Genomic DNA, 26,362 nt, shown 5'->3' on the forward strand with positions numbered 1-26,362 from the left:
ATTCAGTAAGTCTTTTTGTGTTATCCTTTTCTCTTGCAACGCCAATTACGGTAAAGCCTTTGTCTTTGTAATCATTGTATACAGGTACCATAGTTTTGCTTTTTGCAATACAAGGGGCGCACCATGTTGCCCATAAATCAAGTAAAGCTACTTTTCCTTCAATTTGGGTTGATAGTGTTATCGGGTTACCGTTCAAATCAGGAGCTGTGAAGTCGATAAATTTTTTACCTGCTTTAATGCTTTTTCCTTTTATAAGATTAAGTGCTACCTCATTATAAGGATGGTTAGGAAAGTTATTTGACAACTTTTCGTAAAGCTTGTAGGTTTTGTTAACGTCAATAATGTCTTGGTTTATTACATTTTCTAAAAGCAGGTAATAAGAAACAATAGAGGAAGGATTGTTTTCTGCCCATTTTATTCTACTTTCTATAACTTTAGAAACTTTTTCATTAAAAGCCTTTCCTTCAGGAGTGTATTCTTGATTAAGTCTTCTTAAACTGTCTAATTTTTTTAGCCAAGTATTTTTATCGGTTGACATTAGCTTATCAGCATCCAGAAATGCTTTTGTTCTGTAGTTTCCTTCCTCCTTAAGCTTTGTTTCCTCTTGGTTGAGGCTTTTCAGTTTTGTATTATATTCATCATTAATTGTTTTATACTCTTTATTTAACTGCCCTCCTTCTACTGTGTTTTTATCAAAATTTTCTTCTGAATGTACAGTAATATTTATATCTGTGTTTTCAAGGAATATCAATGTAAATTGACCTGTTCTTGTCTCCTTTGCTTTACCTAAAAAAAGCTGATAGCTTTCAGGGTTTTCTATGTGTGCTGTATACTCAAATTTACCATCAATAGCTGGTATCTCTATAGCTGGCTCAGTTAAGTCTTCATAGGGTCTTACGAGTATTACAGACTCAGTGTCAGTGTCAACAACAGTACCGTGTATATGGCAAACGTCTTCTTTTTTGGAACAGTTAATTAATAATAATGCAGTAAATAGTAATACTAATTGGTTTGAAAATTTCATTTTGTTGGTTTTGTAAAGTGTGATGTCAAAAATAGGGTTTTTCTTATGTAATTACATAATTAAAGTTGATTAAAATTATTTTTAAAGTTTAAACTGATGTGATTTTATTCTTTATAACTTAGTGCTAAAATTTATTTATAGCTGTATATGATTTATAGGTTTTTAATTGTTTTTACTTTTTTGGTTTTCGTACAGGCATACTCCCAAAATAGTTTTGATGTAAAGTTGATTAATGAAAAAGCATTGCCAAAAGGTGTTTTGTTTGAAGGTAAATTTCTTGATGCTGTTAAGTGGACTGACGGTATAGGGGATAATATTGTGGTGCGCACCGAAACCGGTATACATGTAAGTGAAAAATATACACACGACGATAATGATGGTTATGATGCAGAGGTTTTTGCTTACCATTATCTGGTTGAAAAAGATACTGTAAAATTACTATGGAAGGTTTACGATTATATAAGTGATTGTCCTGTAGATATAGAAGCAGAATTTTTTAAAGATACATTCCCTGTAACCGACCTTGATAATGATGGTATAGCCGAAGTATGGTTAATGTATAAAAAGGCATGCCACGGAGATGTGAGTCCATGCATTATGAAAATAATAATGTATGAAGATGGGCAAAAATATGCTATACGTGGAGAGAATAAGGTTTTTGGAGGAACAGATGAAAAAGGTAAAAAGTATTACATAGGTGGAGGTTATACTTTTGATTCTGCATTTGAGAAGGGACCTAAAGAGTTTTTAGATTATGCTACAAAACTTTGGCAAAAAAATATAATTCAAAAATGGGATTAGTTAATCTTTGTGATATTTCATCCAACTTTGAATCCTGCCTACATACATTTTAAGGTAGTTTTCCGACAGGAAAATATTAGACCAGTCAAAACGTTGTGACTGTACTCCAAGATAAAAAATAAAAACGGCTGCTGCTGCATGAGGAATAATATTCAAGTCCTGCTGTGAAAGTGTATTTATACTTTGATATCCGTTTATAAAAGCCTGGGCTTTTTTGCTGTATACCTCTTTGTTCGGTTCAATAATAAAGAGGTGTTTACAAAAGTAAGCTACGTCTAATATAAGTGGTCCGTTACCAAAGAAGTCAAAATCAAATACCGTTACTTCATTTTCATTGGTAATCGCCATATTGTCGTACCACATATCAAGGTGTACCACACCCTGCTGTAAAGGTATTTGTTCAAACAGTTGCTTTATGTCGTTACCCAAAGCTTTTAGATACTGCATTTCAGGAAGGTCATCATGAAAATAGGTATTAGCATATTGGTACGGTAGTTCGGTAAGTGTTTTTGTATTATAATTAATTCGTTTATAGGTTTTACTTTTTGTTGCCTGATGAAATTTACCCATTATCGTACCGATGTAAAAACAGGTGTCTTCGTCTATAAAGCGAACTTTCCCTCCCTCAGCAAATGAAAAGACAACTGCATAGCGAATCCCTTCGGGTGCGTTGATTTCCTGAATGTAATTACCGTTTGCATCTGGGACAGGGTAGGAGATATTCAGTCCCTTTTCTTTTAAAGATAAAAGCAGGCTTATTTCTTCTTCAATTTCCTTTTTAGTACGCCAGTTATGGCAATATAACCTAAGTACATGTTTGCTGCTCTTACCTGTTAACATATAGGTGTGATTCATTCCGGTACGGAAAAGAGAACAATCAGTGTTGTTGCCTAAATCATATTGCGAAATGATATAGTCGCCAAGCTCTTTTGGATTAAGGATAGATCTTGCTACAGGGAAAGTATTCATGTTGAATTTTGTTAAAGGGCGGCAAAAATAGTAAAGATTAGTTTAATCCCATATAAAAGGACGATCTATGCCCATTGCTCTTAAATATGAAAGAAACTGACCTGCATGAACAGATTCATGATAACCTATGCGAAGCAAGTATGCGGCAAGATTCTTTTTTTCGCCGTTACCGGGATGTATTATTTGTATTTCTTCAAGTTCTTTTTGGGTAAACTTTTTAATACTGTCTAAAAACGTTTGACGGTGAGGTGATGCAAATTCCAGCTCATCCTGTACACTTGTGTAAGGAAGATTTTCCCATGGTGTAGTATAGTTTGTCATGTCTCCCTGATTTATTATTATGTTCCATCCATAATCAGCCTGTAATACATGGCGTATTAGCTCTATTGCCGTCATGGCATCATTATCAGGTTTCCAGTTGTAATATTCTTTAGGGAGGCTTTCCCAAAGCATAGTGCTTCGGCGTCTTACTTGTTTCAGGTGATTGATAATAATTTCGTTAAGTGTCATTTTTGGTTGGTTTTAAAAAGGAAAACAAATTTAAAGTTTTGAAAAGGGATTGAAGCTAAAAGCCGAACATTTTGTTCGGCTTTTAGCTTCAATATAACTTAGATTATTAGTTTATTGAAAACCTCTGGTGTTATTTCAAAATATTTAGTATTAAATATTTCACTGGTTTTATCTTTACATAATCCGGGTATTTGAAATCTTATTTGCCTTACCTTGGTTTTACATAAAAAGAACATTTTATATCAATTAAGCAGGACAGTTTTTTCATTTATAGTAAGTTGTGAAGTGATGAATAGTGTACTATCTTAGTACTCATTTTAAATGAAAAATGGAAAGAGAAGAATTTAAACTAGATAACCCTGTGTGGTATTCTTTAAAAGAAACACATAATAAGTTTTCAATAGAATATAATGGCATAAAATTTTATGAGCCTGATTGTTGTCCCTTTGGGGGGCATATACATCCTGATTCAGCTAAATTAGGGATAGATGCTTATACTCAATTAACAAATAATTTTTATGTAGTTGGTGATTTACCTGTTTTTACAGATAATGTACGGTTGAAAAAAGAACTGGTTTGTAATCAAATGACAATTTCTAAACCTATTGATATTACTATCTCTGAGCAAATAGATGAGCTTAAAACAGTAAATCAAAAAAACGAGTTGTTTGATCTTGTAAATTTGGTACAGCCGGGTTATTTTAAAAATAAAACTCCTGATTTAGGGAGTTATTACGGAATATATAATAATAACAGACTTGTGGCAGTAACCGGTGAACGGATGAAAATGAATGAGTATACCGAAGTAAGCGCGGTTGTAACTCATCCTGAGTATTTAGGGAAAGGTTATGCTAAGCAGTTAGTTGCTTTTACAAGTAATAAAATATTTAAAGAAGGTAAAGTTCCTTATTTACATGTTGCCGAATCAAATACAGGAGCAATTAAACTCTATGAAAAATTAGGTTACTTAAAGAGGAGAAAAATTAGTTTTTGGAACTTTATCTGTTCCCCTTAAAACATTGGTTAGTCAGCTTAAATGAGGTTTGTATTTACTTTTTAAAACTTTATAGATTGATATGGATAAAAAAATAATAAAACTGTTTTTACGATTTGCAATAGCTATCGGGTTCTTATCGGCAGTGGTAGATAGGTTAGGGGTGTTTTGGAGCAAAGAAGCATTTGTATGGGGTAATTGGGAGAGTTTTTTAAACTATACTAAGGCAATAAACCCATGGCTCCCTGATTCTTTAATTTCAATTGCCGGCATTACAGCAACTTCAGCCGAAATTATTTTTGCAGTTTTCCTTATAATCGGGTTTAAAACCGAGTTGTTTGCTAAACTGAGCGGGTTTTTACTTTTGATGTTCGGACTCTCAATGACCTTTTCAATAGGTATAAAAGGCGCTCTTGATTTTTCGGTTTTTACGGCTTCTGCCGCAGCATTTGCCCTGAGCTTAATGAAAGATAAATATTTGGAGCTGGATAGTTTGTTTCAAAAAACCGAAAAATAGACGTGTAAACTTCTGTTATAAAGTATTTATAAATGAATCTTCAACCATTAAAAATACCATCAGGCTGGACAGTAGAGTGGAACTTGTTGACCGAAACAGATCCAACGGAAGAAACTATACATGAATTTACAGGTAGTTTACTGCTGGTAAATTCATCAACACGATTAAAAGCTATTGATGTATGCTGGCAGCCGGAAGCCGCCATTAACGGTGCATACCAATTACAGGTTATTTTACTATTGCCAAAATTTAACAGCATAACAAATACAATGGAGTATGAGGGTATTTGGGAAGCTCCCGAACTGGAGTTTACAACCCAAAACCGACAGGAGTTAGTAGAAAAGCTGAATGATTTACTTTTTACTTTAAAACCATATATTGATACTCGTATTTTATTAAAACCGGGTGTTGTGGATGAACCTAATGAGTCTTTAAGACAGGATTTGTTAGCAAATGGTTTAACAAAAGAGGTTATAGCAAACATCATGGCGTCTAACCATAAAAAACTTCAGGAGTTGATTTTAGATCATAAAGATATCTCTAAAGAAATTGTAGAAGAATTATTGCAACGTGGTGCCGGAAAAGGTGTTAAAAACAAAGCGAAACAGCTATTGAGCAGTAAGGCATTTAAAAGGGGCTAAGAAAGTAGAATGTGAAAATAAAAAAAAGCTCCAGTTTTCACTGAAGCTTTTTGTCGGGGTGGCAGGATTCGAACCTGCGACCTCCTGGTCCCAAACCAGGCGCGATGACCGGGCTACGCTACACCCCGTTTCTCGGTTAAGAGGTTGCAAATATACTACTAAAAATCAATTTTCAAAGCCTATAGCAAAAATTTATTTTTGCATAGTCAAATCTGATATATAAGTGTAGTTATTTTTTTAATTAAAACTTACATTTGCAACTCTTTGAATTAAAACTAACAGTTAAAACTATGTCTGATTCTATCGAAAAAATAAAATGTCTTATCATCGGTTCAGGTCCTGCAGGTTATACTGCGGCTATTTATGCTGCAAGGGCAGATATGAATCCGGTTATATATACAGGTATGGAACCTGGTGGTCAGTTAACCACAACTACAGAAGTTGATAATTTCCCGGGATACCCTGAAGGTATTGACGGACCTACCATGATGGTGCAGCTGCAACAGCAGGCTGAGCGTTTTGGTACAGAAGTGCGTATAGGGATGGTTACCGCTATTGAACTTAGTAAAGAACACGGCGGATGGCATAAAGCTACTATTGATAATAACAAGGAAGTACATGCACAAACTGTAATTATCTCTACAGGGGCTACAGCTAAATATCTTGGGTTACCAAGTGAGCAACGCCTTAGAGGTGGTGGAGTTTCTGCCTGTGCGGTTTGTGACGGTTTCTTTTACAGAGGTCAGGATGTGGCTATCGTAGGAGCGGGTGATACTGCTGCCGAGGAGGCTACATACCTTGCTAACATCTGTAAAAATGTTACTATGCTTGTAAGAAAAGATTTCATGAGAGCTTCAAAAGCAATGCAGCACCGTGTTGAAAATACTCCTAACCTAACAGTACTTTATAATACAGAAGTTGATGAGGTACTTGGTGAACAGGTTGTTGAAGGTTTAAGAACAGTAAATAACCAAACAGGTGAGAAAACCGAAATCCCTGTAACAGGTTTATTTATTGCTATTGGTCACAAGCCAAATACTGATATCTTTAAAGGTCAGCTTGATATGGATGATACTGGTTACCTTATCACTCAGGGTAAATCTACCAAAACAAACTTACCGGGTGTATTTGCTTCCGGAGATGTTCAGGATAAAGAGTACCGACAGGCTATTACAGCGGCCGGTTCAGGTTGTATGGCCGCTCTTGATGCAGAGCGTTACCTTGCAACACTTGATAATCATTAATAGTACTATAATGATATAAAAAAAGCAGTGCAATAGCACTGCTTTTCTGTTTTATAGATGTTTTACTTTATAGCTGTCTCTTGTAAATTGCAGCACTGTCGGCAAAAGTTTTAAGTTCTATTTTGGCGTCTCCGTAAAAGCCTATTTCGGCTTTTCCTTTGGCTGTGATTACAGCTGTTTCGGCTGCCATAACGTTTGTGTTTGAATACCCCTCGGCAACCAGTTCAAGATTTTTAACCGTAAATTTAGCTCCCGTAAACGAAGCACTGTTGTCTACTCTTAAAAGGGCATTTAAAGCATCACCTTCTATTACTGCCTCACTTTCCTGATATAAGTCAAACTTAGAGGAGTTTGATGCTGCCACCAGTGCTTTAAGGTTGGCTTTTTTGCTTAACTCAAAAGCACAGTCGTTTCCTTTATAGTTTATTTCGGCTTTGGTCTTGTCGTTTAGGTATAAACTAAAGTTAGAGGCCTTCACATTTAGGTAAGATTTAGAGTAATCAAAGTTTTTAACGGTGATAGTATCTACTTCAAGATCGGCAAGGGCATTGATAACAGTTTCATGCCTGCCCGTAACACTTTTAAGATTTTCGGTATAAGTTACTCTAACAATAAACTTGTCAAAACGGGTAACCTCTTTAGAGGTAAATATCCTTAGTGTACTTCCGTTTACATCTGTTTGGATAACTTCGTGCAGGTTGTCGTCTGCTTCAATCTCTATGCCTTCTCCTGCACCTTTAACAAGAAAGATTTCAACGTTATCTTCCACTTCAATATTTTCAAAAGCTGTTACTCCCCTTTGCGAAACGGTAACATTTTTGGTTCCTTTTATTTTGTCTTTGCGCTGAGCAAAAGCTGCTGTAGTAAGCAACACTGAGAATACAATTATTATAAACTTTTTCATATTATTATTTAGAAACGGTTTGTCGCAAATATATAAAAAAACACCGGCGATGACCGGTGTTATAACGTAGTAAAGTATAAATTATTCTGCTGGTTTGTGCTCATAGCTAAGTATGCGTGACATTTTCCATTTTCCGTTTTCCAAAAGCCACAAGTGAGTAAATTTTGCCGTTCCGGTTTTTCTTTCCACTCCGTTTTCTACAATATAGAATTCGTGGTCACCGGTAAGTATGGCTCCATATCCAATCATAGGGTAAACTTCAAAAGTGCTTAGTACGGGCTTGCGCAATATTTTTTGAGAACCGTTACAAATGTGCTTTCGCATACTTTCCATTAGTTTGTCACAACCTTTACTAATGCCTCCCTTGTCGTGGTAAAATTCTACATCATCTGTAAAAAAAGTTCTGGATTTTTCAAGGTCGCAGGTGTTATAGGCTTCAAACGCCAGGCTGTCTAAGGTAATTATTTTAGCTTCGAGTTCTTTTTGTGTTTCGGGGAATTTGTCCTGAGCAGTAACAATTCCTGTTGTTAATGCAGCAATAAGGATGATTAATTTTTTCATGACTGATAGTTTTTTGATTGATGATTGATGATGAAATAAAAAAACACTGTGGTCAGCAGTGTTTTTTAGAAATGGCCGGGAGGTTAATCCTGTTTTACAGTGCCCCCCGAAGAAGTGTTTTTATTTACTGTTGAAGGGTTTCCTGCAAATAATACCGATCCTCCGCTTGATGCTTCGGCATCAAGGCTGTTACTTGTGTTAACCAAAACAGAGCTACCGCTTGAAGCTTCGGCGTTGGCAGCATTTACTGCCAGGTCTTTAGCATTAAGATTACTTCCGCTTGAAGCATCTGCTTCCAGTTTTTGAGCTTTTCCTTTTACTTTAAGGGAGCTTCCGCTACTTGATTCGGCTCTAACACTTACAGCTTCTGTGCTTACCTCAAGCTGGCTACCGCTACTGGAAGATAAACCCAGGTTTTCAGTTTTTATAGTGTTTTTGCTAATTATATTAGCACCCGATGATGAAGCTATTCTTTCTATAACCGGCATGCTAACTATAACCTTTTTTGAAGTTGCTTTTTGTATACCTACATCGGTTGTGATAACAAGTTCGCCACCTTCAATTTTAGTAGATATGTGTTCTTGTAAGTTCTCATCTGCTTCAACAGTTATTTTTTTTTGTTTTCCCTGTTCAATAACAACTTCAAGTCCGCGGTTACCCGATACCGATGTGAAATTACCATCAGCATTTCTTTCAGTGGTTACTACATTTCCATCACCGTTTATCCCAAATCCGCAGGATGAGAATAATAAAGCGGTCACTATTGCTATAACGGCTTTTGTGATATGGGTTATAATTTTTGTCATGATTTTGGTTTTAGCTGGTTTAACTTATTGTTTTTTTAATTGATAGTGTCTTTTGGTTTGTCTTTTATCTCAATACTTATATCGGTATTTCCATTAGATATTTTTAAATGACCATGAGCTTCAATGTTGTTATCTTCTTCAGTTTCGTCATAATCGACTTCTTCTTCGGGACAGTCAAGACAGTTAAGGTCATCACCATTTAACTGATATAAATGATTCTCATCATTATAAGGGATGTATAGAGAGTGATCGCCTATATTGTAATGATAGTGCCTAATACTTCTGTCAGCATTTATAATTGTGCCTTCCGGTAGATATATGTATACCTTAACTCTCTGATTCCTTAATTTATTTTTTAAATCGGTAACCAAATAATTGTCTAAAGTTAATTTATTTCCTTCTAAATCAAAATTATACTTAATTTTTTCGGCTCTGTCTCTTGCGTCACTCATTGATCCGCCTTCAGATACTTTCTCGATTTGTACATATGGGTTTTCTGCATCGGTTTTTACAAAAAACAGTTCTACATTATTTGAAAATATCAGGTTGTTGCCTGTTGTATCCTGTGTAATCCTGAAATTAGTATTACGGTATACGTTTTTAGCATAAAACTCATTGAACCTAAATTTGATGTTTAATGTATCTGTAGGGCTAATCAGTATTTGTTCTTTTTTCATGACTTTACCATCATAAGCTACTTCGGTAGCCTGCCTAATACCTAAATAGATTGAGAAAGCAATAGAAATAAGCCATATTCCTAATAAGGTATATTTGGTAACATTGCCTATAGGTTTAGGGTTTTCTACCAGTATTTTAAGGCCTAAAAGGAACAGGAAGAAAAACGGTATACCTATAGTTAGTAATCCAATTAAAGCTAAAATCCATAAAGGGACTTCGGTATAATTAGCAAAATTCATAATATCATGCCATGGTCCACCCGGTATAGCTGATGTAAACAAAACTGTGAAGAAGAATATTATAAGTCCTCCAAGTGTTAAAGCTGAAAATATAAGTATTATAGCACCAATTACTTTAGAGATAGCTTTAAAAATAGCCATAAATACATTGCCTATACCGTTACCTATTCTTTCGGCACCTGTTTTTGCGTTGTTTCCCAGTTTGTTATAGTCAACATTTTGAAATTTTGAGGAAATATTATCTATTTCCTCACGAACCTTTTTTTCGATATTGGAGATGTTTATCTGTTCGCCTTTCATTTCAAGTTTTTCGGTAGTGGTAATGGCTTTTGGTATAATTATCCAAAATAGGATATAAACCAGTAAGCTGGTACCGAATGAAATAAATGGTGAAATAATAAATATTATCCTTACCCATAGCGGATCTATCCTAAAGTAATGTGCAATACCGGCACATACACCTGCAATTATGCTTGATTCTCCGTCACGGTAAAACTTCCTTGTTTTGTGTTCCGGGTTGTAGTAGGTACTGCCCGAATATGATGATGAGCTTCCTGTAGTGTCTTCGTCAATTTTATAATCTTCCGGTTGTCCCATAATGGCAATAACTTCGTCTATTTCTCTAACGCCTACAACCTGTTTGTCGTTTTTGATTTTGTCAGACAAAAGCTCCGCAATTCTGGCTTCAATATCATTCATAATCTCTTCCTTCCCGTCTGGAGACAGAGATCGTTTGATAGCATCAAAATAGCGATTTAGTTTTTGATAAGCGTCTTCGTCGATATGAAAGAAAAAGCCTCCTAAATTTATACTTACTGTTCTGTTCATGACTGTGAGTTTTGACTTGTTATTACGTTTACTGCGTCGGACAATTCTGTCCAGGTGATACTTAGTTCTTTTAAAAATTCTTTGCCTTCATCGGTTAAACCGTAATATTTTCTTGGTGGTCCCGATGTTGATTCTTCCCAGCGATAGCTTAGAAGTCCGTCGTTTTTAAGCCTGGTAAGCAAAGGGTAAACTGTGCCCTCTACCACCAGCATTTTTGCGTTTTTTAAGGTATCAAGAATTTCTGATGTATAGGCATCTTTCTCTTTTAAAATAGAAAGGATGCAAAATTCCAATACCCCTTTACGCATTTGCGCCTTTGTGTTTTCAATGTTCATAAGACTCCTGTGTTTTAATTGAACTGTTCATTTTTTGATTGATGATTGATGATGATTGATGATTGAAATAGGGTTGGCTGATTTGTTTATTTTATAAATTTTATTGTTAAAGGGTAATTGTAATTTTCCCCGTTACTGTTTTTTACTGATGCATATATTATTAAAAAGAATTCTAAAGCTTTCATTGCTAAAAGGATAAGTATGGCCAGTATGGCTATGGTTACAATGCCCGTTATTTTTTCTACACTAAACTGTTCGTTTATAAAATGAAATTCATTTACAGCATTAAAGCTTAAATCATTTAGTGTAGTATATAGTATAACTGGTATGGCTATAATAATGAGCAGTAAAGAGTATAGAAAAAGGCTAAGCTGAAAGTTTATTATTTGTTTACCATTATAATCTACAAATTTTGAATCATGTTTTTTAAGACTCCATATTAACGTAGGGAATATAAAGTTTCCAAGTGGTATAAAATACTGTGTATATACGCTAAGTTGCATTAAAATGGCTGTGTTTCGGTTTGCTGTGGTTTCCATAGTATATGGGTATATCTATTAATATTCTATGCAAATATATGTTTAAAAAAAGGTATTATGCAATGCAAAGTACTTAAAATTAACATAATTTTAACAAATTGAAAAAGATAGAATATTCACTATTTAATTGTTATATTCGCATGTAAACCAACTACTATGAACTTTACACCATCTAAACTCAATACCTTTTTAATGGTGAAATTACCTTCGGCCTATTTATGCGGAGTGAGGGTAAAGCACATTACAAAAGAGCAGTGCATTGTAAAAGTAAGGCATCGCTGGATGAACCAAAATCCGTTTAACTCCATGTATTTTGCCGTTCAGGCTATGGCTGCCGAATTAACTACGGGCGCTTTGGTTATGTATCATATACAAAACAGCGGTAAAAAAATATCAATGCTTGTAGCAAACAATAAAGGAAATTTTACCAAAAAAGCTAAAGGGCTCATAACTTTTACCAGTAATGATGGTAACCTTATTGAAGAGATGATCCATAAAGCTATTGAAACAGGAGAGGGGCAAACCTTCTGGATGAAGTCAATAGGGACAGATGAGGCAGGAGATCAGGTTTCTGAAATGGAGTTCGAATGGAGTATTAAGGTTAAATAATTTGTAAGGATAAAATCACAAAATTCAGTTAAAGCTTTTTTGTTTAACTTTTATTTAAATATTCAGGTTTTAACTTTGTTAAAAAAGCAACTATGAGAGTTTTGATAACCGGTGCTACCGGGCTAGTAGGGAACGAACTGGTTTCTTTACTGCTTAACAGAGGTATTCAAATAAACTATCTTACCACATCAAAAAGCAAAATAAGAAAAGAAGATTCTTATGCAGGGTTTTATTGGAATCCTGAAAAAGGAGTTATAGATGAGGATTGTATTAATGGAGTTGATGTTATAATTCACCTGGCAGGTGCTCCTATCGCTAAACGCTGGACGGAAAGTTATAAAAAAGAAATATTAAACAGTAGGACTACAACTACAAATATGCTCTATAATCTACTTAAGAGCAAGGAGAATAATGTACACCAGTTTATAAGTGCATCGGCAATAGGGATATACCCAGACAGTATGGATGAGGTTTACTCTGAAGATAATACAGGTGTGGACAATTCTTTTGTTGGAAAGGTAGTTGAGAAATGGGAAGAAGTAGTAGACAAAATCAAAGAATTAAAAATAAGAGTAGCCAAAATAAGAATAGGTCTTGTGCTTTCAGCTAAAGGCGGTATGCTTGCAGAACTGGCAAAACCTGTTAGTTATGGTGTAGGCTCAGCATTTGGTTCGGGTAAGCAAATACAATCCTGGATTCATATAGAGGATTTAGTAGAGATATTTTTCTATGTATTGAACAATGAAATGGAAGGTGTATTTAATGCCGTGGCACCTTATCCTGTTAGCCAGAATGATTTGGTGAAATGTGTGGCAAAGGTTTTAAAGAAACCATACTTTATGCCTAACGTGCCTAAGTTTGTAATGAAAATGATGCTGGGGGATATGAGTATGCTAATGTTTACAAGTCAGAATGTCAGCGCAAAAAAAATAATAGCGACAGGGTATCAGTTTAAATTCCTATCGCTTGAAAAAGCAATAGCTAACGAGTTAGTGAAATAAAAAAACCTCCTGTTTTGCAGGAGGTTTTTATTTTTAATGATAAAAGCTATTATTTAGCAGCTTTTACATTTACTTTAATTTCAATTTCATCATCTACATATTTGTCACCAAGGTTGTCAAATATACTTTTAGATGAGTAATTTACTTTCCATAAAGTTCTGTCAATTTTAAAGCTTTCGCTTACAAGAGTAACAGCTTCCGGAGTAACAGTAATAGTTGCAGGGAACTTAATGTTTTTAGTAGTTTCCTTAAGTGTAAGGTTGCCTTCTACCATTGTTTTACCTTCTTCCTGAGTGATACCTGTAATTTCAAAAGTACCTGTAGGGTATTTGTTTACGTTAAAGAAGTGGTCTGCAGTTTCTTCTTTCCCTAAACCTTTAAGGTGTCCTTCAAGATCCTCTTTACCGTTACCAGCCTCAAGGTCGGTTACAGTGATAGAGTTCATGTCTAAAGTAAATTTACCAGACTCAACAGAATCATTTTTTACGGCAAACTCACCTTCGCTGATTTTAATAGTACCTGTGTGTTTTCCTGTTGGTTTAGAACCGGTCCAGTCAATTACAGACTCTTCAGTGTTAACATTGTATTTTACGGCTTCTGCAGTAGCTTCTTTAGCTTCAACTGCTTCTGTTGTTTCTGCGTTATCTGTATTGTCTTTTTTACAAGATACAGTTAAAGCAAGTGAAGCACACAACATAAGTAGGGTAAACTTGTTTTTCATATTATTTTATTTAGATGAATAATAGAACAAATCTAAACAAATTCCGTAAAAAATAAATGTGACAATTTGACATTTATATCTATTTGGCAATACATTTGCACTCGGTTTTGAACTATATAATAATGTTTAAGAAAATATTCAAAAATATGAGCCAGGAAAATTCAGAAAATGCTGAAAAAGATTTAACACAGGAAAATGTGATTAATGAGAGTGAAGAAACAGTAAATGAAGGTATTGCATCTGCCGAAGAGTTAACTCAGGAAGAGAAACTTAAGGAAGAGCTGGCTAAAGAAAAAGATAAGTTTTTAAGACTGTTTGCAGAATTTGAAAACTATAAAAAAAGAACATCTAAAGAAAGAATAGATCTTTTTAAAACTGCCAATCAGGAAGTACTACAGGCTATGCTGCCAGTGCTTGACGATTTTGACAGGGCGATGGCTCAAATTTCAAAAACTGAGGATGAGGTAATGCTAAAAGGAGTAGAGCTTATACATAATAAGCTTAAAGATACGTTAGTATCTAAAGGTCTTGAACTGGTTGATATTAAAATTGGTGACGATTTTAATGCAGATTATGCAGAGGCTATTACTCAAATACCTGCCCCAAGTGAAGAGCTTAAAGGGAAAGTGGTTGATGTAGTGGAAAAAGGTTACAAGCTTGGAGAAAAAATTATCCGTTTCCCTAAAGTGGTTATAGGTAACTAATTTTAAGGAACAGAAAAAAAGCAAACACAAGGATGAAAAAAGATTATTACGAAATACTTAGTATTGAAAGGTCTGCTACTACAGAGCAGATAAAAAAGGCTTACCGAAAGAAGGCCATAGAGTATCACCCTGACAAAAACCCGGGTAACAAAGAGGCTGAGGAAAACTTTAAACTCGCTGCCGAGGCTTATGAGATTCTTAGTGATCCTAATAAAAAAGCCCGTTACGATCAATACGGTCATGCTGCTTTTGAAAATGGCGGCTTTGGCGGTGGCGGAGGTATGAATATGGATGACATATTCAGTCAATTTGGCGATATCTTCGGGAGTGCTTTCGGCGGAGGCTTTAGCGGCTTTGGTGGTTTCGGTGGTGGCGGAGGCCAGCGCAGAATGAAAGGAAGTAACCTTCGTATAAAAGTAAAACTTACCCTTGAAGAGATTGCTAACGGTGTAGAAAAGAAAATCAAGGTTAAGCGTAAAGTACAGGCACAGGGAGTAAGCTTTAAAACCTGTCCTACCTGTAATGGTACCGGTCAGGTAATGAAAGTTACTAATACCATTCTTGGTAGAATGCAAACAGCTTCAAGCTGTCATTCATGTGGTGGTACCGGTCAGATTATTGAATCTAAGCCAAATCATGCCGATGCTCAGGGTATGATAATGGAAGACGATACAGTATCAATCAAAATACCTGCTGGTGTTGCAGATGGTATGCAGCTTAAAGTTTCGGGCAAGGGTAACGATGCACCGGGTAACAATAGTATACCGGGTGATTTAATTGTTGCTATTGAAGAAATAGAGCACGAAACATTAAAACGTGAAGGTGAAAACCTGCATTTGGATCTTTATATTAGTTTTGCAGAGGCAGCTTTAGGTACTAATAAAGATATCGATACTGTAAACGGAAAGGTTAGAATTAAGCTTGAAGAAGGTATTCAGTCTGGTAAAATATTGAGACTTAAAGGTAAAGGTGTACCTAGTATAAACAGCTACGGAAGCGGGGATTTACTGGTGCATGTTAATGTATGGACACCAAAAAAACTGACTAAAGAACAAAAGCAGTTTTTTGAAAATTCATTAACCGACGAAAACTTTACTCCTAGTCCTGAAAAATCAGATAAATCTTTTTTTGAAAAAGTTAAAGATATGTTTTCGTAATTTAAGATAAATTTATATATTTGAAATTCACTAGGTAACTAGTGGATTTTTCTTTTTCATAGCAATTTTTCCCATCCTTATGCCAATAGGGGTGGGTTTTTTTATTTATCTTTATAACGCATCAAATACTGTTTTATTATGAAGAAAAATATTATTAAATCAATTTTTGTCCTTAGTGCAGCAATATTCCTTACAAGTTGCGGAAAAGATAAAACCAATAAAGTACACTGTGGTGTTGAAATGTCGGCATTTCAGGCTATGGAACTTAAAAAAGTAGGTAATGGTGGTTATACCTTTTCTGACGACGATAAAAAATTAGCTGCAGATATTATTGAAACCCTAAAAGGGCTTTTTGATAATAAATACGACATCAATTTAGGTTTTATAGAAAGAGATAATCAAAAAATAAGCCTTTATGTAATTGTGCCAGATGATGAGGAAGTGATTGATAAAGTAAGTTGCTATTTGATGCAGCATGATTTTGATGGCAGATTGCCTGAAACAAGAAACCTGTTGTTTTACACAGATTCTTATGATAAAATCCTGATAGGTATTAAAACCGATACTTCTGCAGAAGAAGAAAGTGCAGAGTAATAATAAGATATAAAATTATTTAAAGGCAGCACACAGCAATGTGTGCTGTTTTTTTATACCTCTTCGAGGGAAATGATTTTTTTATTGAAAAGCTCTGTTACATCCTCCATTTCCGGGTTTATGGTCCATACTTTAAAACCTAATAGTTCGGCGGCATCAGTATTAAACTTTTTGTCGTCTATAAGCAGGGTGCGCTTTGGCTGAATATCGTGATTGTTTATAATGTAAGTGTACGCTTCAGATTCCGGTTTTCTAACACCAATTTCATGAGAGAAATATACACGTTCGAAACACTGATAAAAATCCATGTAGAATGATGCCCCGGCATCATGCTCAAATTTTTCTATATGTATAGGGTCGGTATTACTTAGAAGAAATAAACGATAGTTGGCCGATAGTTTTTGTAAAAACTCCAGTCTGTGTAAGGGGAAGTCACCAATACCGGCATTCCATGCCTCTCTAATTGCAATTGGATCGGCATTTGGGATATAGGCTTTAATTCCTCTTATAAAAGCATCTTCCTTAACTCTTCCGGTTTCAAATTTTTTTTCCAGCTGGTTTAGTTCTTCGGTCCATTCTTTTAGTCCAAGTTTTTTCAGCGCATTGTCGCGGGCTTCATTATCCTTATTGATAAAAACGTCGCCAAAATCAAATACGATAGTGTTAATCATGATTTCTGAAAATTAAAAGTTCGTCATTGAGTACAAAGTACTTTTCTTTTGCTGTGGCTTGTAATGCCGGCGCTTTTATTCCTTCATGAAAAAGGGTTTTACCTTTAAAAACCCTTGCTTCGTCCCACAGGTTTGCATCAATAAACGTTTGCAGGGTTTGCCTGCCACCTTCAATTATAACCGACTGTAAGTTGTGATTATAAAGTACATTAGCAATCGTTTGTGGGAGATTACTATCAAAATTTATTTTTTCAAAAAGGAAATTCCCTAAATTAGGTAAATTCTCTTTTTCTGTCAAAATAATTGTGTTTATTTTTTGTTTTTTAACAAAATAATTATCAGATATTCGGTTTTTTCTGTCTAAAATTATACGTGTTGGATTGTTGCCTGTCCAGTCTCTTACGTCCAGTTTAGGGTTGTCGTCTAATACAGTGGTGGTTCCTGCCAGTATAGCCATCTCTTCACTACGCCATTTGTGAACCAGCTGGCGGGAGTAGGTATTGGTAATCCATACGGGTTTTTTATCCTCTTTACTTCTTGTTTCCGGTAACGGACTCAAAAAGCCATCGGCTGTTTCGGCCCATTTTAAAATGATATAGGGACGCTTTTTTTCATGATAGGTAAAAAAGCGACGGTTAAATTCACGGCATTCCTTTTCAAGTACGCCAACAATCACTTCCCTGCCGGCTTCTTTAAGTTTGCGTATACCGTTGCCTGCTACTTTTTCATGTGGATCTGTAGTGCCTATTACTATGGTTTTTATCTGTTCCCGTATAATCAAATCACAACACGGCGGAGTTTTTCCATAATGACTGCAGGGCTCCAGGCTCACATAAAGTGTGGAAAGCGGTATTAAGTGTTGGTTTTCGGGTTTTACCGAATTTACACAGTTTACTTCGCCATGAGGTCCGCCATAGGGAGAGGTGTGTCCTTCTCCTATAATAGTATCATTGTATACCAAAACTGCACCTACCGATGGGTTAGGTATTGCTTCTCTTAATCCGTTTGCTGCCAAATCCAGGCAGCGCTGCATGTATATTTCGTGATTCATGGGCGATGAAGTAGTAAGAAATCAAAGTTACAAAGTTTTGTGCAGCCGTAAATCCATTATTGGTTAGTTTTGTACTATGGATTCAGTTATCATTAGACCAATAGCACTTGCCGACAATAAAACGGTGGCAAAAGTAATACGCAATGTGCTTATAGAACACAATGTGCCTAAGGTGGGTACTGCCTATGCCGATGTGTCACTTGACAGTATGTTTGAGACTTATACGCAAAATAACAGTGTTTACTTAGTTATTGAGAAAAATGGCAAAATTATTGGAGGTGCTGGTATAGCACCATTGGAGAACGGACCGAGTGATGTATGTGAGCTGCAAAAGATGTATTTTCTTGCTGAAGCACGCGGACTGGGTTTAGGAAGCCTCATGATGAAAAAATGTCTTGAAAGCGCTTCGGGTTTTGGTTTCAAAAAATGTTATCTTGAAACTATGCCTTATATGGAAGATGCACAAAAACTGTATAAAAAATCAGGTTTTGTATATCTGGATGCTCCAATGGGTAATACCGGACACAATTCGTGCCCTGTGTGGATGATAAAAGAACTGAACACAAATGAACATTAGAGAATATCGCGCCTTTTTTTTAGATACGCTAAGCAAAGCCTATGATGCTGCCGAAGCGGAGAGTCTTTTTTACATATGCCTTGAAGAACTTAAAGGCTGGAAAAAAGTAGACTTGGCAATGAACAGCAATGCCGAACTGGATAGGGTAGAACTTGTTAAATGGAATGAGGTATTAACTCAACTGGAGCAGGAGAGGCCTATACAGTATATTTTTGGTAATGCTCATTTCTATGGACTTGAGTTTTTTGTTGATGAAAATACCCTGATACCACGACCTGAAACGGAGGAGCTTGTAGAGTGGATTATCGATGAAAATAAAGGGAAGAAAGATATTAAAATACTGGACATAGGTACCGGTAGTGGCTGTATTGCTATAACCCTTGCTAAAAATCTGCCACAGGCTAAGGTCTACGCTATAGATGTTTCTAAAGATGCGTTGGCTAAAGCCAGAGGTAATGCTGTGCGTAATGAGGCTGATGTAACTTTTATAGAGAAAGATATTCTTGTGGCAGACTCATTGCCGGAATCTTTTGATGTTATAGTTTCAAATCCGCCTTATGTGCGTAATTTGGAAAAGCAGGAAATAAAGAATAATGTACTGCAGTATGAACCTCACCTGGCACTTTTTGTAGATGATAACGACCCATTACTTTTTTACAGAAAGATAGCTAAGCTGGGAGATAGTTCGCTTACCGGTAACGGGAAAATCTACTTTGAGATAAACCAGTATTTAGGACCACAAACGGTTGTAATGCTTCAGGAAGAAGGGTACAAAAACGTTATCCTTAAAAAGGATATTTATGGTAACGACCGTATGGTATCGTGCGATATTTAAAGAGTTTATTTATTCGTATCGTAAAGATTCTACCGGGTCTAATGAAGCAGCTTTAACAGCAGGATAAGCTCCTGATATTATAGTAACAACTATAATTGTTGTTAAGGCGGCCATTGTAGCTCCCCATGGCATAGGGAAGGCGGTTTTCATTAATAGTGATGCACCATAACCTGTGAGTAAACCTAATACGATTCCCAGTAATCCACCTAAAAAGCTTATTATAAGTGTTTCTGTAAGAAACTGTCCGGCTATTGTGTTTTTTTTAGCACCAAGTGATTTGCGTACTCCAATTTCGCGGGTTCTTTCGGTTACCGATACCAACATGATATTCATAAGGGCAATGGTAGAGCCAAAAACGGTAATAATACCAATGCACCATGCAGCATAATTTAAAATATTGATTTGTGACATAAGGCGTTGTAGCAATTCGTCACTTCTGGCAATACCAAAATTGTTTTCTTCTACAGGGTTTAGCTTTCTTACTCTTCTCATAGTAATAGTAGCCTCATCTATAGAGCCGTCCAGCATATCTTTATTTTGGGTTTTAACCTTTATGTCATAATTAATATTTGGAGCTGTAAATAGTGATCTTGCTACCTGTATAGGTAATAAAACCCTTAAATCCTGCCTGTTGCCAAAGGTAGATCCCTGTTCTTTCAATACACCTATTACTTTAAACCTTGCGCCTCTTATAGATATTGTTTTTCCTATTGGGTTAACATCTTTTAAAAGCCCTTTTTCAAAGTCAGAACCTACAATACAAACGTAGTTGTTGTTTTGAATGTCAAAAGTGGTGAAGTTTCTGCCCGATGTTGTTTCCAGTCCGGAGTTACCCATAAAATTATGGTCTACACCCAGCACGCTGATTTCAGGATCTGTTTTTTCCGAACCGTATTTTACCTCTATATCACTCGCTGCGGTAAAAGATAACGATACTGCCGAAGCTGGGAAATGGTATTTGTCCTGAAATGATTTTGCCTGCGGGTAAGTAATATTCGGGTTTACTTTTGCAGTCCTGTCGTTTTGTCTTATCTGTTGGGAAAAGTCATAACGGCTAATAGAGAACGTATTGGTTCCCATTGCCGAAAAGTTACCGGTAATAGTATTTTCAAGCACCTTAACGGTAGCAAGTATGCCTACCAGTGCCCATATACCTACACCAATAATAATTACGGTAAGTATGGTGCGCAGCAGTTGCGTTTTGATAGAACTAAAGGCAATTTTGGTATTTTCCCTTAACAGGCTAAACATAGGTTTTGCAATTTAGCCACTAAAATACATAAATTGTTTTAGCTATTTAGTGTAAAAATTACCAAGTATACTTAAAGCGTTACAAAACCTTATAATAGAAACATAAACTGTAAGCCAAAAAGGGTAAACTGTATTATATTTGCACTTAAATTAAAAATAAGATTTACTATGGCACAAAAACCGGGAATTCCAAAAGGAACAAGAGATTTTTCACCTGCTGAGGTGGCTAAGCGTCAATACATCATATCGGCGATAAAGCATCATTTTGAGACTTTCGGATTTCAGCCAATTGAGACTCCTACCTTCGAAAACTCATCTACCCTTATGGGGAAATATGGGGAAGAAGGGGATAGGCTTATTTTTAAGATTTTAAATAGTGGAGATTATCTAAAGAATAATGAAGTTCTTTTGCAGGATAAGATTTTGTTAGATAGTGTTTTAGATGGTTTTTTTGTTAGACTGTATAATGATTTAACTTTTAAATCAAGTGTCAGTATAAAAACTATTCATGATAAATTTTCAGAATCTGAAATTAATAGTATAGATAATTGGATAGAAGGCAATATTTTAGATTTGAAAAATAAACTAGAAAGTCTAGAAGAACAGACTTTTAAAAAAAACAGCTTAAAAAATCTAATTATTGATAATAAGAATGAAATTTTTAAATCAGCCTTAAGTATTATTAAAAAAATCAGCCTGAATCTTAACTGGGAATCAGATTTTAATCGCTTAAAAATGATGCTGTTAACGAATAAAGGATGTATTGATTTTTCCTCATATTATGCTTCCCAGATATCTGAAAAAGCACTTCGTTATGACTTAACCGTACCGTTTGCACGTTATGTGGTACAGCATCAAAATGATATTGTATTTCCGTTTAAGCGTTACCAAATCCAACCGGTATGGAGAGCAGACAAGCCTCAAAAAAGCCGTTACAGGGAATTTTACCAGTGTGACGCCGATGTTGTAGGTTCTAAATCATTATGGCAGGAAGTAGAGTTTGTACAGCTTTATGATGGTGTGTTTACGTCGCTTGGACTAAACGGAGTTACTATTAAAATCAATAACCGTAAAATACTTTCAGGTATTGCTGAGGTTATTGGGGCTAAAGATAAACTGATTGACTTTACTGTTGCTCTTGATAAGCTTGACAAAATAGGTGAAGACGGGGTTAAAAAAGAGATGCTTGAAAAGGGTATTGGTGAAGATGCAATACAAAAAGTACAGCCGTTATTTAACTTTACCGGAAGTATAAATGAAAAGCTGGATAAGTTAAACGAGCTACTGGCTACATCAGAAGAAGGACTGAAAGGGGTTGAGGAACTTCGTTTTATATGTGATAATGTTGCTGCTATTGGTTTAGGAGAATCAACCCTTGATCTTGATGTAACACTGGCACGCGGACTTAACTATTATACAGGTGCTATATTTGAAGTTTCGGCACCTGCCGGAGTTAAAATAGGCTCTATAGGCGGTGGCGGAAGATATGATGACCTTACTGGTATATTCGGGTTAAAGAATATGAGTGGTGTAGGTATATCTTTTGGTCTTGATCGTATATATGACGTGATTGAGGAGCTTAACCTGTTCCCTGATACCGTTACAGAATCGACTAAAGTGCTATTTATCAACTTTGGAGATAAAGAATCATTATATGCCATGAAAGCTGTAAAACAGTTAAGAGGTGCAGGTATTAAATCGGAGCTTTATCCTGATTCGGCTAAGGTTGGTAAACAGTTCCAGCACGCTGATAAGCGCGGAATACCATTTGCGGTACTAACAGGTGACGAAGAGATAAACAATAATACCTTTACCCTAAAAAACCTTGCTACCGGAGAACAGGAGCAGGTAAGCTTAGAAGAGTTAAAAAATAAAATTCAATAATAAAGAAGCCTCCCTTTCGGGAGGCTTTTTATATTTCAACTGTTTCGATTTTGTTTCGGGATATGCTGCCTGTTGTATCTTCCAGTATAGTTATTCCTAATATCTCAAAAGGGCGTTCCATAAAGCCGTGTTGTGATATGTAGTCCATAGCCAGGGAGTCAAAACTATCAGGATGCAATACAATTGCCACGCTATCTGTCAATTCATTTTCCAGAATATAATCTCGTATTCCTGCAAAATTTATTTTACCATTATGCATAATGTTGTTGGTTGGCTTATGGTTTTATGTTTTAAATATTACAATATTATGTATACAATAAAACCCCGCTTTAAGCGGGGTTTAGATTGTTTTTTGGTCGTAAAGTGAAAATTATTGAGCAGTTTCCATTATATGGATTTTGCTTTTAGGAATGTCACCTGAGTTATCCTGCAGGATTTCAATTCCAAGAATTTCAAACGGACGTTCAATTTGATTGTCATTAAAGTCCAGATAGTCCAAAACAAGTTCGTCGAAATTGTCCGGATGCAACGTGATAGACACGCTGTCTGTTAATTCATTCTCAATAATAAATTCACGCATAGCGTTAAAAGTAATTTTCTCCATAAGCGTTTGGTTATTTATTTATGTTTCGATAAAAATAGATATTCTACTGAATTAAGTTTAGTTAAAATTGTTAAAACTTTAAATTTTAACACTTAAAAAAACGATGTAGGTAAAATATTGTTAGAGAAATGTTAATAAATTTTGAGTTTTTAACAGAAGTTAAAAAGCTGACAATCTGTTATATTACTATATTTTTTGTTAAAAAACATTTTTAACAACCAATTTTTAAATAAAATTCATGTTTGCCATGTGAAAATTAATTAAAATTGCTTTTTCTTTAAATAGCATACCAAATGAGGTTTATTTCCAAACTAACTACTTTATTACTACTTACAATTTTTTGTCCAACAAGCTTGTTTTCACAACATAATGAGAAAGAAATTATGGAGCAGGGCAAACTTCTTTATAAATCAGAAAAGGCATCATGGCAGGGAACAGAGATGTTTTTAGATCGCTTTCCTGAAAAAAGTAAACTTGCAGGAGGATATTTTTCTTATACAGAGAATGACAGGAACATTTGTGTTTTTTATGATAGGGATACTGTGCCTAAAACTGTAGCAGTGTTTTCTTTTGATGATACTTATTTATCTGTAAGAGCTCAAATTGATACGGTTGCAAGGGAGTTTAGTGATTATGAAAAAGACCTGTACAGTATAAGAAAGGAAGCAATGGCAGAACTTAACAGAAATCCTGTTTTTGAGTTTTATAACTATACTTCTTTTAACCCTGTACCTCTTATTTATAAAGAGAAAAAAATGGTTTACTTTTTTACGGGGCCTAAAAAAGGCAATGTAGTTATTTTTGGAAACGATTATCTTATTACCTTTAATGATGATAATACGGTTGATAATGTTGAAAAACTGCATAGTAGTATGACTCCGGTAAATTATAGTGGTAATTCTTCAGAAACTAATTCATTGCATGCTCATACCGAAGATGATATTATAACAGCTACCGATGTTTGTGTACTGATGCTTTATAGCCCATATACAAACTGGGAAAAGCATTATGTGTTATCTAAAACTAAAGTGTCGGTTTGGGACTGTTTTAAAAATGAGTTTTATATTATAGATCGTTCGGCTTGGGAAAAAGGACTTAACGCCGCCAAGCAAAAGAAAGAGTAATAATTATGAAAAAACTTTTACTGCTGTTGTTGCTTGTTCCTCTTACTGCTTTTAACGGAAGCGGGGAAAGTGATGTGTATATATGTACGGGTAAAAGTTCAAAACGATATCACTACAATAAAAACTGTAGGGGACTTTCAAACTGTAAAGCCGATATTAAAGAAGTTACACTTAAAGAGGCTAAAGATAAGGGACGTACTTTGTGTGGTTATGAAGACTGATTTTTAAGGTGTAATTAACTCAATTGTTAAAAAAGACTTAAAAATTAAGCTTTTTGGATGAGGTTCTAAAGTGTTAAAAATTGTCTTTTTACTGTATTTTATTGATTATTATGGTAGTTAAAAGATAAAATCAAGTGTTTGATCGATAAAATAAATTTTTAGGAAAATTTAAACATTTATTGGCTTTTTCTTACCAAAATTTTAAAGGTTTAAATCTCATCTTTGTAACATTAACCAACACCACGTTACCATGAGAAAAAACATCGACCTTGCTACCATTAAGAGATTTATTCTAACAAATGCCCTTAAAGGAAATGTAATGCTAATGCTTCACCCGTCTAACTTTGAAAGACTGGTAAAAGCAGGAAAAAACAAAGTGAAATCATTACGCGTTTCGGGAATCAATATCATTGCCGATAACAATAATGAGGTGAAAGAAGACGAAATAGACATACTAGAGGTACATTTCGGTTAAATACATATAACATAAAATATTTTAGATAGAAAACCACCCAATAGGGTGGTTTTTAGTTTTTTATCACATCCTTAAGAATACTTTATCATATAGTTGGCTGTTGCTGTTTTGAATATTAAATAACTTTATATGAGGCAATTAATCAAAACAATCTCAAAAAAGTGAAGTCATGGAAACAAAAGTGATACAGCGAAAAGAAACAGGGAACTTAAAAAGAAATTTTTCTAAATACGACCCCTCCGGTACTGATCCCAACCGATATGCTTCGGTTACTAATCATGAGGAGGCAGATGAATACCTGCATGGGAAAAAGAGTATAGTACCCGGACTGCATGTTAATGTAGGGAAAGCAGAAAGAGCTTTGATGATAGCAGGCGGTGCTTATTTATTATACAGGGCACTTAGTAAAAAAGATGAAAGAAAAGTACTTGAGGGTATTACGGCAGGTACAATGCTGTTTAGAGGTATTAGTGGGTACTGCCCGGCATATGATGCTTTGAGTAATTCAAAATTACTAAAAGGCGGTAGTGTGACTATCTCATCTGCTTTTACGGTTAATAAACATATTGCTGAGGTATATCATGCCTGGAGACACCTAGAGTCGTTGCCGCTATTTATGGAGCATCTTGACAGTGTTAGGCAGGTAACTGATAGTGTGTCTGAATGGAAAGCAAAAGTTCCGGGAGGACTTGGTACTATTTCATGGAATGCCGAAATACTGGACGACAGACCAAATGAATTGCTAAGCTGGCATTCGCTTGCAGGAGCTGCTATTCATAATTCGGGAAAAGTAAGATTTAAAGACAACGGTAGCAGTACAGATGTAGAGGTGACTATCTCCTATAAAGCTCCAATGGGAGCGGCAGGTGAAGCGGCTGCTAAACTACTTAACCCAGTGTTTGAGAAAATGATAACTAAAGATATTGAAGGTTTTAAAAATTATATGGAGGCCGGCAATGCACCTATGCCTTAATTTAACCAGTGCCAATTTCTGCATCTTGCCTTATTGTATAAAAAAACTCCCCTGTTAAAGGGGAGTTTTTCATTTAAAACGAATTGGCAAAATCTAGTTAAAAATTCCGTATAGACCACCAATTACCATTATCGCCATAATGGTAATCACGGCAATTTCAATATATCGTATAATTGCATCCTTTCTTTTAAAAGAGAAATAGTGTGCATACTTCTTTTTTCGCGTTAATGTGTTTCCTGTGTCCTTCATAGCATTTATTCTTTATTACGTCATTAAATATATATAACGCGTTTTTTTAGTAAAAAACATTTAACATTGCG

33 protein-coding genes and 1 tRNA gene are annotated in these 26,362 nt (G+C 35.3%); 17 read left to right on the top strand and 17 right to left on the bottom strand.

Annotated elements, in window-relative coordinates; genetic code table 11:
- Window positions 1–1,024 (bottom strand): TlpA disulfide reductase family protein (locus GN157_RS05285; protein WP_157482068.1); only part of this gene is annotated, 1,024 nt, incomplete at its 3' end.
- Window positions 1,025–1,249: 225 nt separating this feature from the next.
- On the opposite strand from GN157_RS05285, the gene GN157_RS05290 reads away from it, so the two are divergent.
- Window positions 1,250–1,825 (top strand): M949_RS01915 family surface polysaccharide biosynthesis protein, encoded by a 576-nt coding sequence (locus GN157_RS05290; RefSeq protein ID WP_197429401.1) that lies wholly within the window; start codon window positions 1,250–1,252, stop codon window positions 1,823–1,825.
- On the opposite strand, the gene GN157_RS05295 is transcribed toward GN157_RS05290, so the two are convergent.
- Both GN157_RS05295 and GN157_RS05300 read right to left on the bottom strand, forming a co-directional pair.
- The gene (locus GN157_RS05295) at window positions 1,826–2,794 is read right to left on the bottom strand and encodes a phosphotransferase (protein WP_157482070.1); all 969 of its coding nucleotides are present in this window, start codon (window positions 2,792–2,794) and stop codon (window positions 1,826–1,828) included.
- Window positions 2,795–2,836: 42 nt separating this feature from the next.
- Window positions 2,837–3,304 carry a DinB family protein gene (locus tag GN157_RS05300; RefSeq protein WP_157482071.1) on the bottom strand — a complete coding sequence of 156 codons (468 nt, stop codon included), beginning with the start codon at window positions 3,302–3,304 and terminating at the stop codon, window positions 2,837–2,839.
- A 328-nt stretch (window positions 3,305–3,632) separates the two neighbouring features.
- Between GN157_RS05300 and GN157_RS05305 the strand changes: the two genes are divergently transcribed.
- The 3 genes from GN157_RS05305 to GN157_RS05315 all read left to right on the top strand — a co-directional run bounded on the left by GN157_RS05305 (window position 3,633) and on the right by GN157_RS05315 (window position 5,456).
- Window positions 3,633–4,319 (top strand): GNAT family N-acetyltransferase, encoded by a 687-nt coding sequence (locus GN157_RS05305; RefSeq protein WP_157482072.1) that lies wholly within the window; start codon window positions 3,633–3,635, stop codon window positions 4,317–4,319.
- Window positions 4,320–4,380: 61 nt separating this feature from the next.
- The gene (locus tag GN157_RS05310) at window positions 4,381–4,815 is read left to right on the top strand and encodes a DoxX family protein (RefSeq protein ID WP_157482073.1); all 435 of its coding nucleotides are present in this window, start codon (window positions 4,381–4,383) and stop codon (window positions 4,813–4,815) included.
- A gap of 32 nt (window positions 4,816–4,847) precedes the next feature.
- On the top strand, window positions 4,848–5,456 hold the full coding sequence (locus GN157_RS05315; protein ID WP_157482074.1) for a hypothetical protein: 609 nt from the start codon (window positions 4,848–4,850) through the stop codon (window positions 5,454–5,456).
- Between the two features lie 53 nt (window positions 5,457–5,509).
- Here GN157_RS05315 and GN157_RS05320 read toward each other — a convergent pair.
- Window positions 5,510–5,584, bottom strand: a tRNA-Pro gene (locus tag GN157_RS05320).
- Between the two features lie 162 nt (window positions 5,585–5,746).
- Here GN157_RS05320 and trxB point away from each other — a divergent pair.
- The gene (gene trxB, locus GN157_RS05325) at window positions 5,747–6,700 is read left to right on the top strand and encodes a thioredoxin-disulfide reductase (protein ID WP_157482075.1); all 954 of its coding nucleotides are present in this window, start codon (window positions 5,747–5,749) and stop codon (window positions 6,698–6,700) included.
- 67 nt (window positions 6,701–6,767) lie between these two features.
- Here the strand turns inward: trxB and GN157_RS05330 are convergent, their stop codons facing one another.
- From GN157_RS05330 to GN157_RS05355, 6 genes are all read right to left on the bottom strand, one after another.
- Complete coding sequence (locus tag GN157_RS05330) at window positions 6,768–7,604, bottom strand: GIN domain-containing protein (RefSeq protein WP_157482076.1); 837 nt, start codon at window positions 7,602–7,604, stop codon at window positions 6,768–6,770.
- Window positions 7,605–7,685: 81 nt separating this feature from the next.
- Window positions 7,686–8,165: a nuclear transport factor 2 family protein gene (locus GN157_RS05335; protein ID WP_157482077.1), complete on the bottom strand. Its 480-nt coding sequence runs from the start codon at window positions 8,163–8,165 to the stop codon at window positions 7,686–7,688.
- 83 nt (window positions 8,166–8,248) lie between these two features.
- Window positions 8,249–8,971 (bottom strand): head GIN domain-containing protein, encoded by a 723-nt coding sequence (locus GN157_RS05340; protein ID WP_157482078.1) that lies wholly within the window; start codon window positions 8,969–8,971, stop codon window positions 8,249–8,251.
- A gap of 35 nt (window positions 8,972–9,006) precedes the next feature.
- Complete coding sequence (locus GN157_RS05345; RefSeq protein ID WP_157482079.1) at window positions 9,007–10,716, bottom strand: PspC domain-containing protein; 1,710 nt, start codon at window positions 10,714–10,716, stop codon at window positions 9,007–9,009.
- Complete coding sequence (locus GN157_RS05350; protein WP_035130213.1) at window positions 10,713–11,051, bottom strand: PadR family transcriptional regulator; 339 nt, start codon at window positions 11,049–11,051, stop codon at window positions 10,713–10,715. Before GN157_RS05350 ends, GN157_RS05345 begins: the two co-directional genes overlap by 4 nt.
- Before the next feature lie 86 nt (window positions 11,052–11,137).
- On the bottom strand, window positions 11,138–11,590 hold the full coding sequence (locus GN157_RS05355; RefSeq protein ID WP_157482080.1) for a DUF4870 domain-containing protein: 453 nt from the start codon (window positions 11,588–11,590) through the stop codon (window positions 11,138–11,140).
- 156 nt (window positions 11,591–11,746) lie between these two features.
- Here GN157_RS05355 and GN157_RS05360 point away from each other — a divergent pair, with 156 nt between their 5' ends.
- Together GN157_RS05360 and GN157_RS05365 are read left to right on the top strand one after the other, a co-directional pair.
- Complete coding sequence (locus GN157_RS05360) at window positions 11,747–12,199, top strand: DUF4442 domain-containing protein (RefSeq protein WP_157482081.1); 453 nt, start codon at window positions 11,747–11,749, stop codon at window positions 12,197–12,199.
- Window positions 12,200–12,291: 92 nt separating this feature from the next.
- Window positions 12,292–13,200, top strand: coding sequence for a TIGR01777 family oxidoreductase (locus GN157_RS05365; protein WP_157482082.1), 909 nt, complete (start codon window positions 12,292–12,294; stop codon window positions 13,198–13,200).
- Between the two features lie 49 nt (window positions 13,201–13,249).
- Here GN157_RS05365 and GN157_RS05370 read toward each other — a convergent pair whose 3' ends face one another.
- Window positions 13,250–13,921, bottom strand: a complete 672-nt coding sequence (locus GN157_RS05370; RefSeq protein WP_157482083.1) for a YceI family protein — start codon at window positions 13,919–13,921, stop codon at window positions 13,250–13,252.
- 146 nt (window positions 13,922–14,067) lie between these two features.
- Between GN157_RS05370 and GN157_RS05375 the strand changes: the two genes are divergently transcribed.
- The 3 genes from GN157_RS05375 (at window position 14,068) to GN157_RS05385 (ending at window position 16,376) form a co-directional block, all read left to right on the top strand.
- Window positions 14,068–14,625, top strand: coding sequence for a nucleotide exchange factor GrpE (locus GN157_RS05375; RefSeq protein WP_394350057.1), 558 nt, complete (start codon window positions 14,068–14,070; stop codon window positions 14,623–14,625).
- Between the two features lie 32 nt (window positions 14,626–14,657).
- Window positions 14,658–15,782: a molecular chaperone DnaJ gene (gene dnaJ, locus GN157_RS05380; RefSeq protein WP_157482085.1), complete on the top strand. Its 1,125-nt coding sequence runs from the start codon at window positions 14,658–14,660 to the stop codon at window positions 15,780–15,782.
- A gap of 138 nt (window positions 15,783–15,920) precedes the next feature.
- Window positions 15,921–16,376, top strand: a complete 456-nt coding sequence (locus GN157_RS05385; protein ID WP_157482086.1) for a hypothetical protein — start codon at window positions 15,921–15,923, stop codon at window positions 16,374–16,376.
- Between the two features lie 53 nt (window positions 16,377–16,429).
- Here the strand turns inward: GN157_RS05385 and GN157_RS05390 are convergent, their stop codons facing one another.
- The gene (locus GN157_RS05390) at window positions 16,430–17,047 is read right to left on the bottom strand and encodes an HAD family hydrolase (RefSeq protein ID WP_157482087.1); all 618 of its coding nucleotides are present in this window, start codon (window positions 17,045–17,047) and stop codon (window positions 16,430–16,432) included.
- Window positions 17,040–18,098, bottom strand: a complete 1,059-nt coding sequence (ribD, locus tag GN157_RS05395; RefSeq protein WP_157482088.1) for a bifunctional diaminohydroxyphosphoribosylaminopyrimidine deaminase/5-amino-6-(5-phosphoribosylamino)uracil reductase RibD — start codon at window positions 18,096–18,098, stop codon at window positions 17,040–17,042. The genes GN157_RS05390 and ribD overlap by 8 nt, the downstream gene beginning before the upstream one ends.
- Before the next feature lie 76 nt (window positions 18,099–18,174).
- On the opposite strand from ribD, the gene GN157_RS05400 reads away from it, so the two are divergent.
- Both GN157_RS05400 and prmC read left to right on the top strand, forming a co-directional pair.
- The gene (locus GN157_RS05400) at window positions 18,175–18,675 is read left to right on the top strand and encodes a GNAT family N-acetyltransferase (RefSeq protein ID WP_157482089.1); all 501 of its coding nucleotides are present in this window, start codon (window positions 18,175–18,177) and stop codon (window positions 18,673–18,675) included.
- A complete protein-coding gene (gene prmC / locus GN157_RS05405) occupies window positions 18,665–19,510 on the top strand; it encodes a peptide chain release factor N(5)-glutamine methyltransferase (protein WP_157482090.1) in 846 nt (281 codons plus the stop codon). The genes GN157_RS05400 and prmC overlap by 11 nt, the downstream gene beginning before the upstream one ends.
- Before the next feature lie 9 nt (window positions 19,511–19,519).
- Here the strand turns inward: prmC and GN157_RS05410 are convergent, their stop codons facing one another.
- Entirely contained in the window at window positions 19,520–20,761 is a 1,242-nt protein-coding gene (locus tag GN157_RS05410; RefSeq protein ID WP_157482091.1) for an ABC transporter permease, read from the bottom strand.
- Window positions 20,762–20,929: 168 nt separating this feature from the next.
- On the opposite strand from GN157_RS05410, the gene hisS reads away from it, so the two are divergent.
- Window positions 20,930–22,645 carry a histidine--tRNA ligase gene (hisS, locus tag GN157_RS05415; RefSeq protein ID WP_157482092.1) on the top strand — a complete coding sequence of 572 codons (1,716 nt, stop codon included), beginning with the start codon at window positions 20,930–20,932 and terminating at the stop codon, window positions 22,643–22,645.
- 28 nt (window positions 22,646–22,673) lie between these two features.
- Here the strand turns inward: hisS and GN157_RS05420 are convergent, their stop codons facing one another.
- Complete coding sequence (locus tag GN157_RS05420; RefSeq protein ID WP_157482093.1) at window positions 22,674–22,904, bottom strand: hypothetical protein; 231 nt, start codon at window positions 22,902–22,904, stop codon at window positions 22,674–22,676.
- Window positions 22,905–23,015: 111 nt separating this feature from the next.
- Entirely contained in the window at window positions 23,016–23,249 is a 234-nt protein-coding gene (locus GN157_RS05425) for a hypothetical protein (protein ID WP_157482094.1), read from the bottom strand.
- A 293-nt stretch (window positions 23,250–23,542) separates the two neighbouring features.
- Between GN157_RS05425 and GN157_RS05430 the strand changes: the two genes are divergently transcribed.
- From GN157_RS05430 to GN157_RS05445, 4 genes are all read left to right on the top strand, one after another.
- A complete protein-coding gene (locus GN157_RS05430; protein ID WP_157482095.1) occupies window positions 23,543–24,373 on the top strand; it encodes a hypothetical protein in 831 nt (276 codons plus the stop codon).
- 5 nt (window positions 24,374–24,378) lie between these two features.
- The gene (locus tag GN157_RS05435) at window positions 24,379–24,594 is read left to right on the top strand and encodes a hypothetical protein (protein ID WP_035130659.1); all 216 of its coding nucleotides are present in this window, start codon (window positions 24,379–24,381) and stop codon (window positions 24,592–24,594) included.
- Between the two features lie 250 nt (window positions 24,595–24,844).
- Window positions 24,845–25,069, top strand: a complete 225-nt coding sequence (locus GN157_RS05440) for a hypothetical protein (RefSeq protein WP_035130248.1) — start codon at window positions 24,845–24,847, stop codon at window positions 25,067–25,069.
- Between the two features lie 169 nt (window positions 25,070–25,238).
- Window positions 25,239–26,042, top strand: coding sequence for an SRPBCC family protein (locus GN157_RS05445; protein ID WP_157482096.1), 804 nt, complete (start codon window positions 25,239–25,241; stop codon window positions 26,040–26,042).
- Window positions 26,043–26,135: 93 nt separating this feature from the next.
- On the opposite strand, the gene GN157_RS05450 is transcribed toward GN157_RS05445, so the two are convergent.
- Window positions 26,136–26,291, bottom strand: coding sequence for a hypothetical protein (locus tag GN157_RS05450; RefSeq protein ID WP_157482097.1), 156 nt, complete (start codon window positions 26,289–26,291; stop codon window positions 26,136–26,138).
- Between the last annotated feature and the right edge of the window lie 71 nt (window positions 26,292–26,362).

It is taken from the genome of Flavobacterium rakeshii (assembly GCF_009741375.1).
GTDB lineage: Bacteria > Bacteroidota > Bacteroidia > Flavobacteriales > Flavobacteriaceae > Flavobacterium > Flavobacterium rakeshii.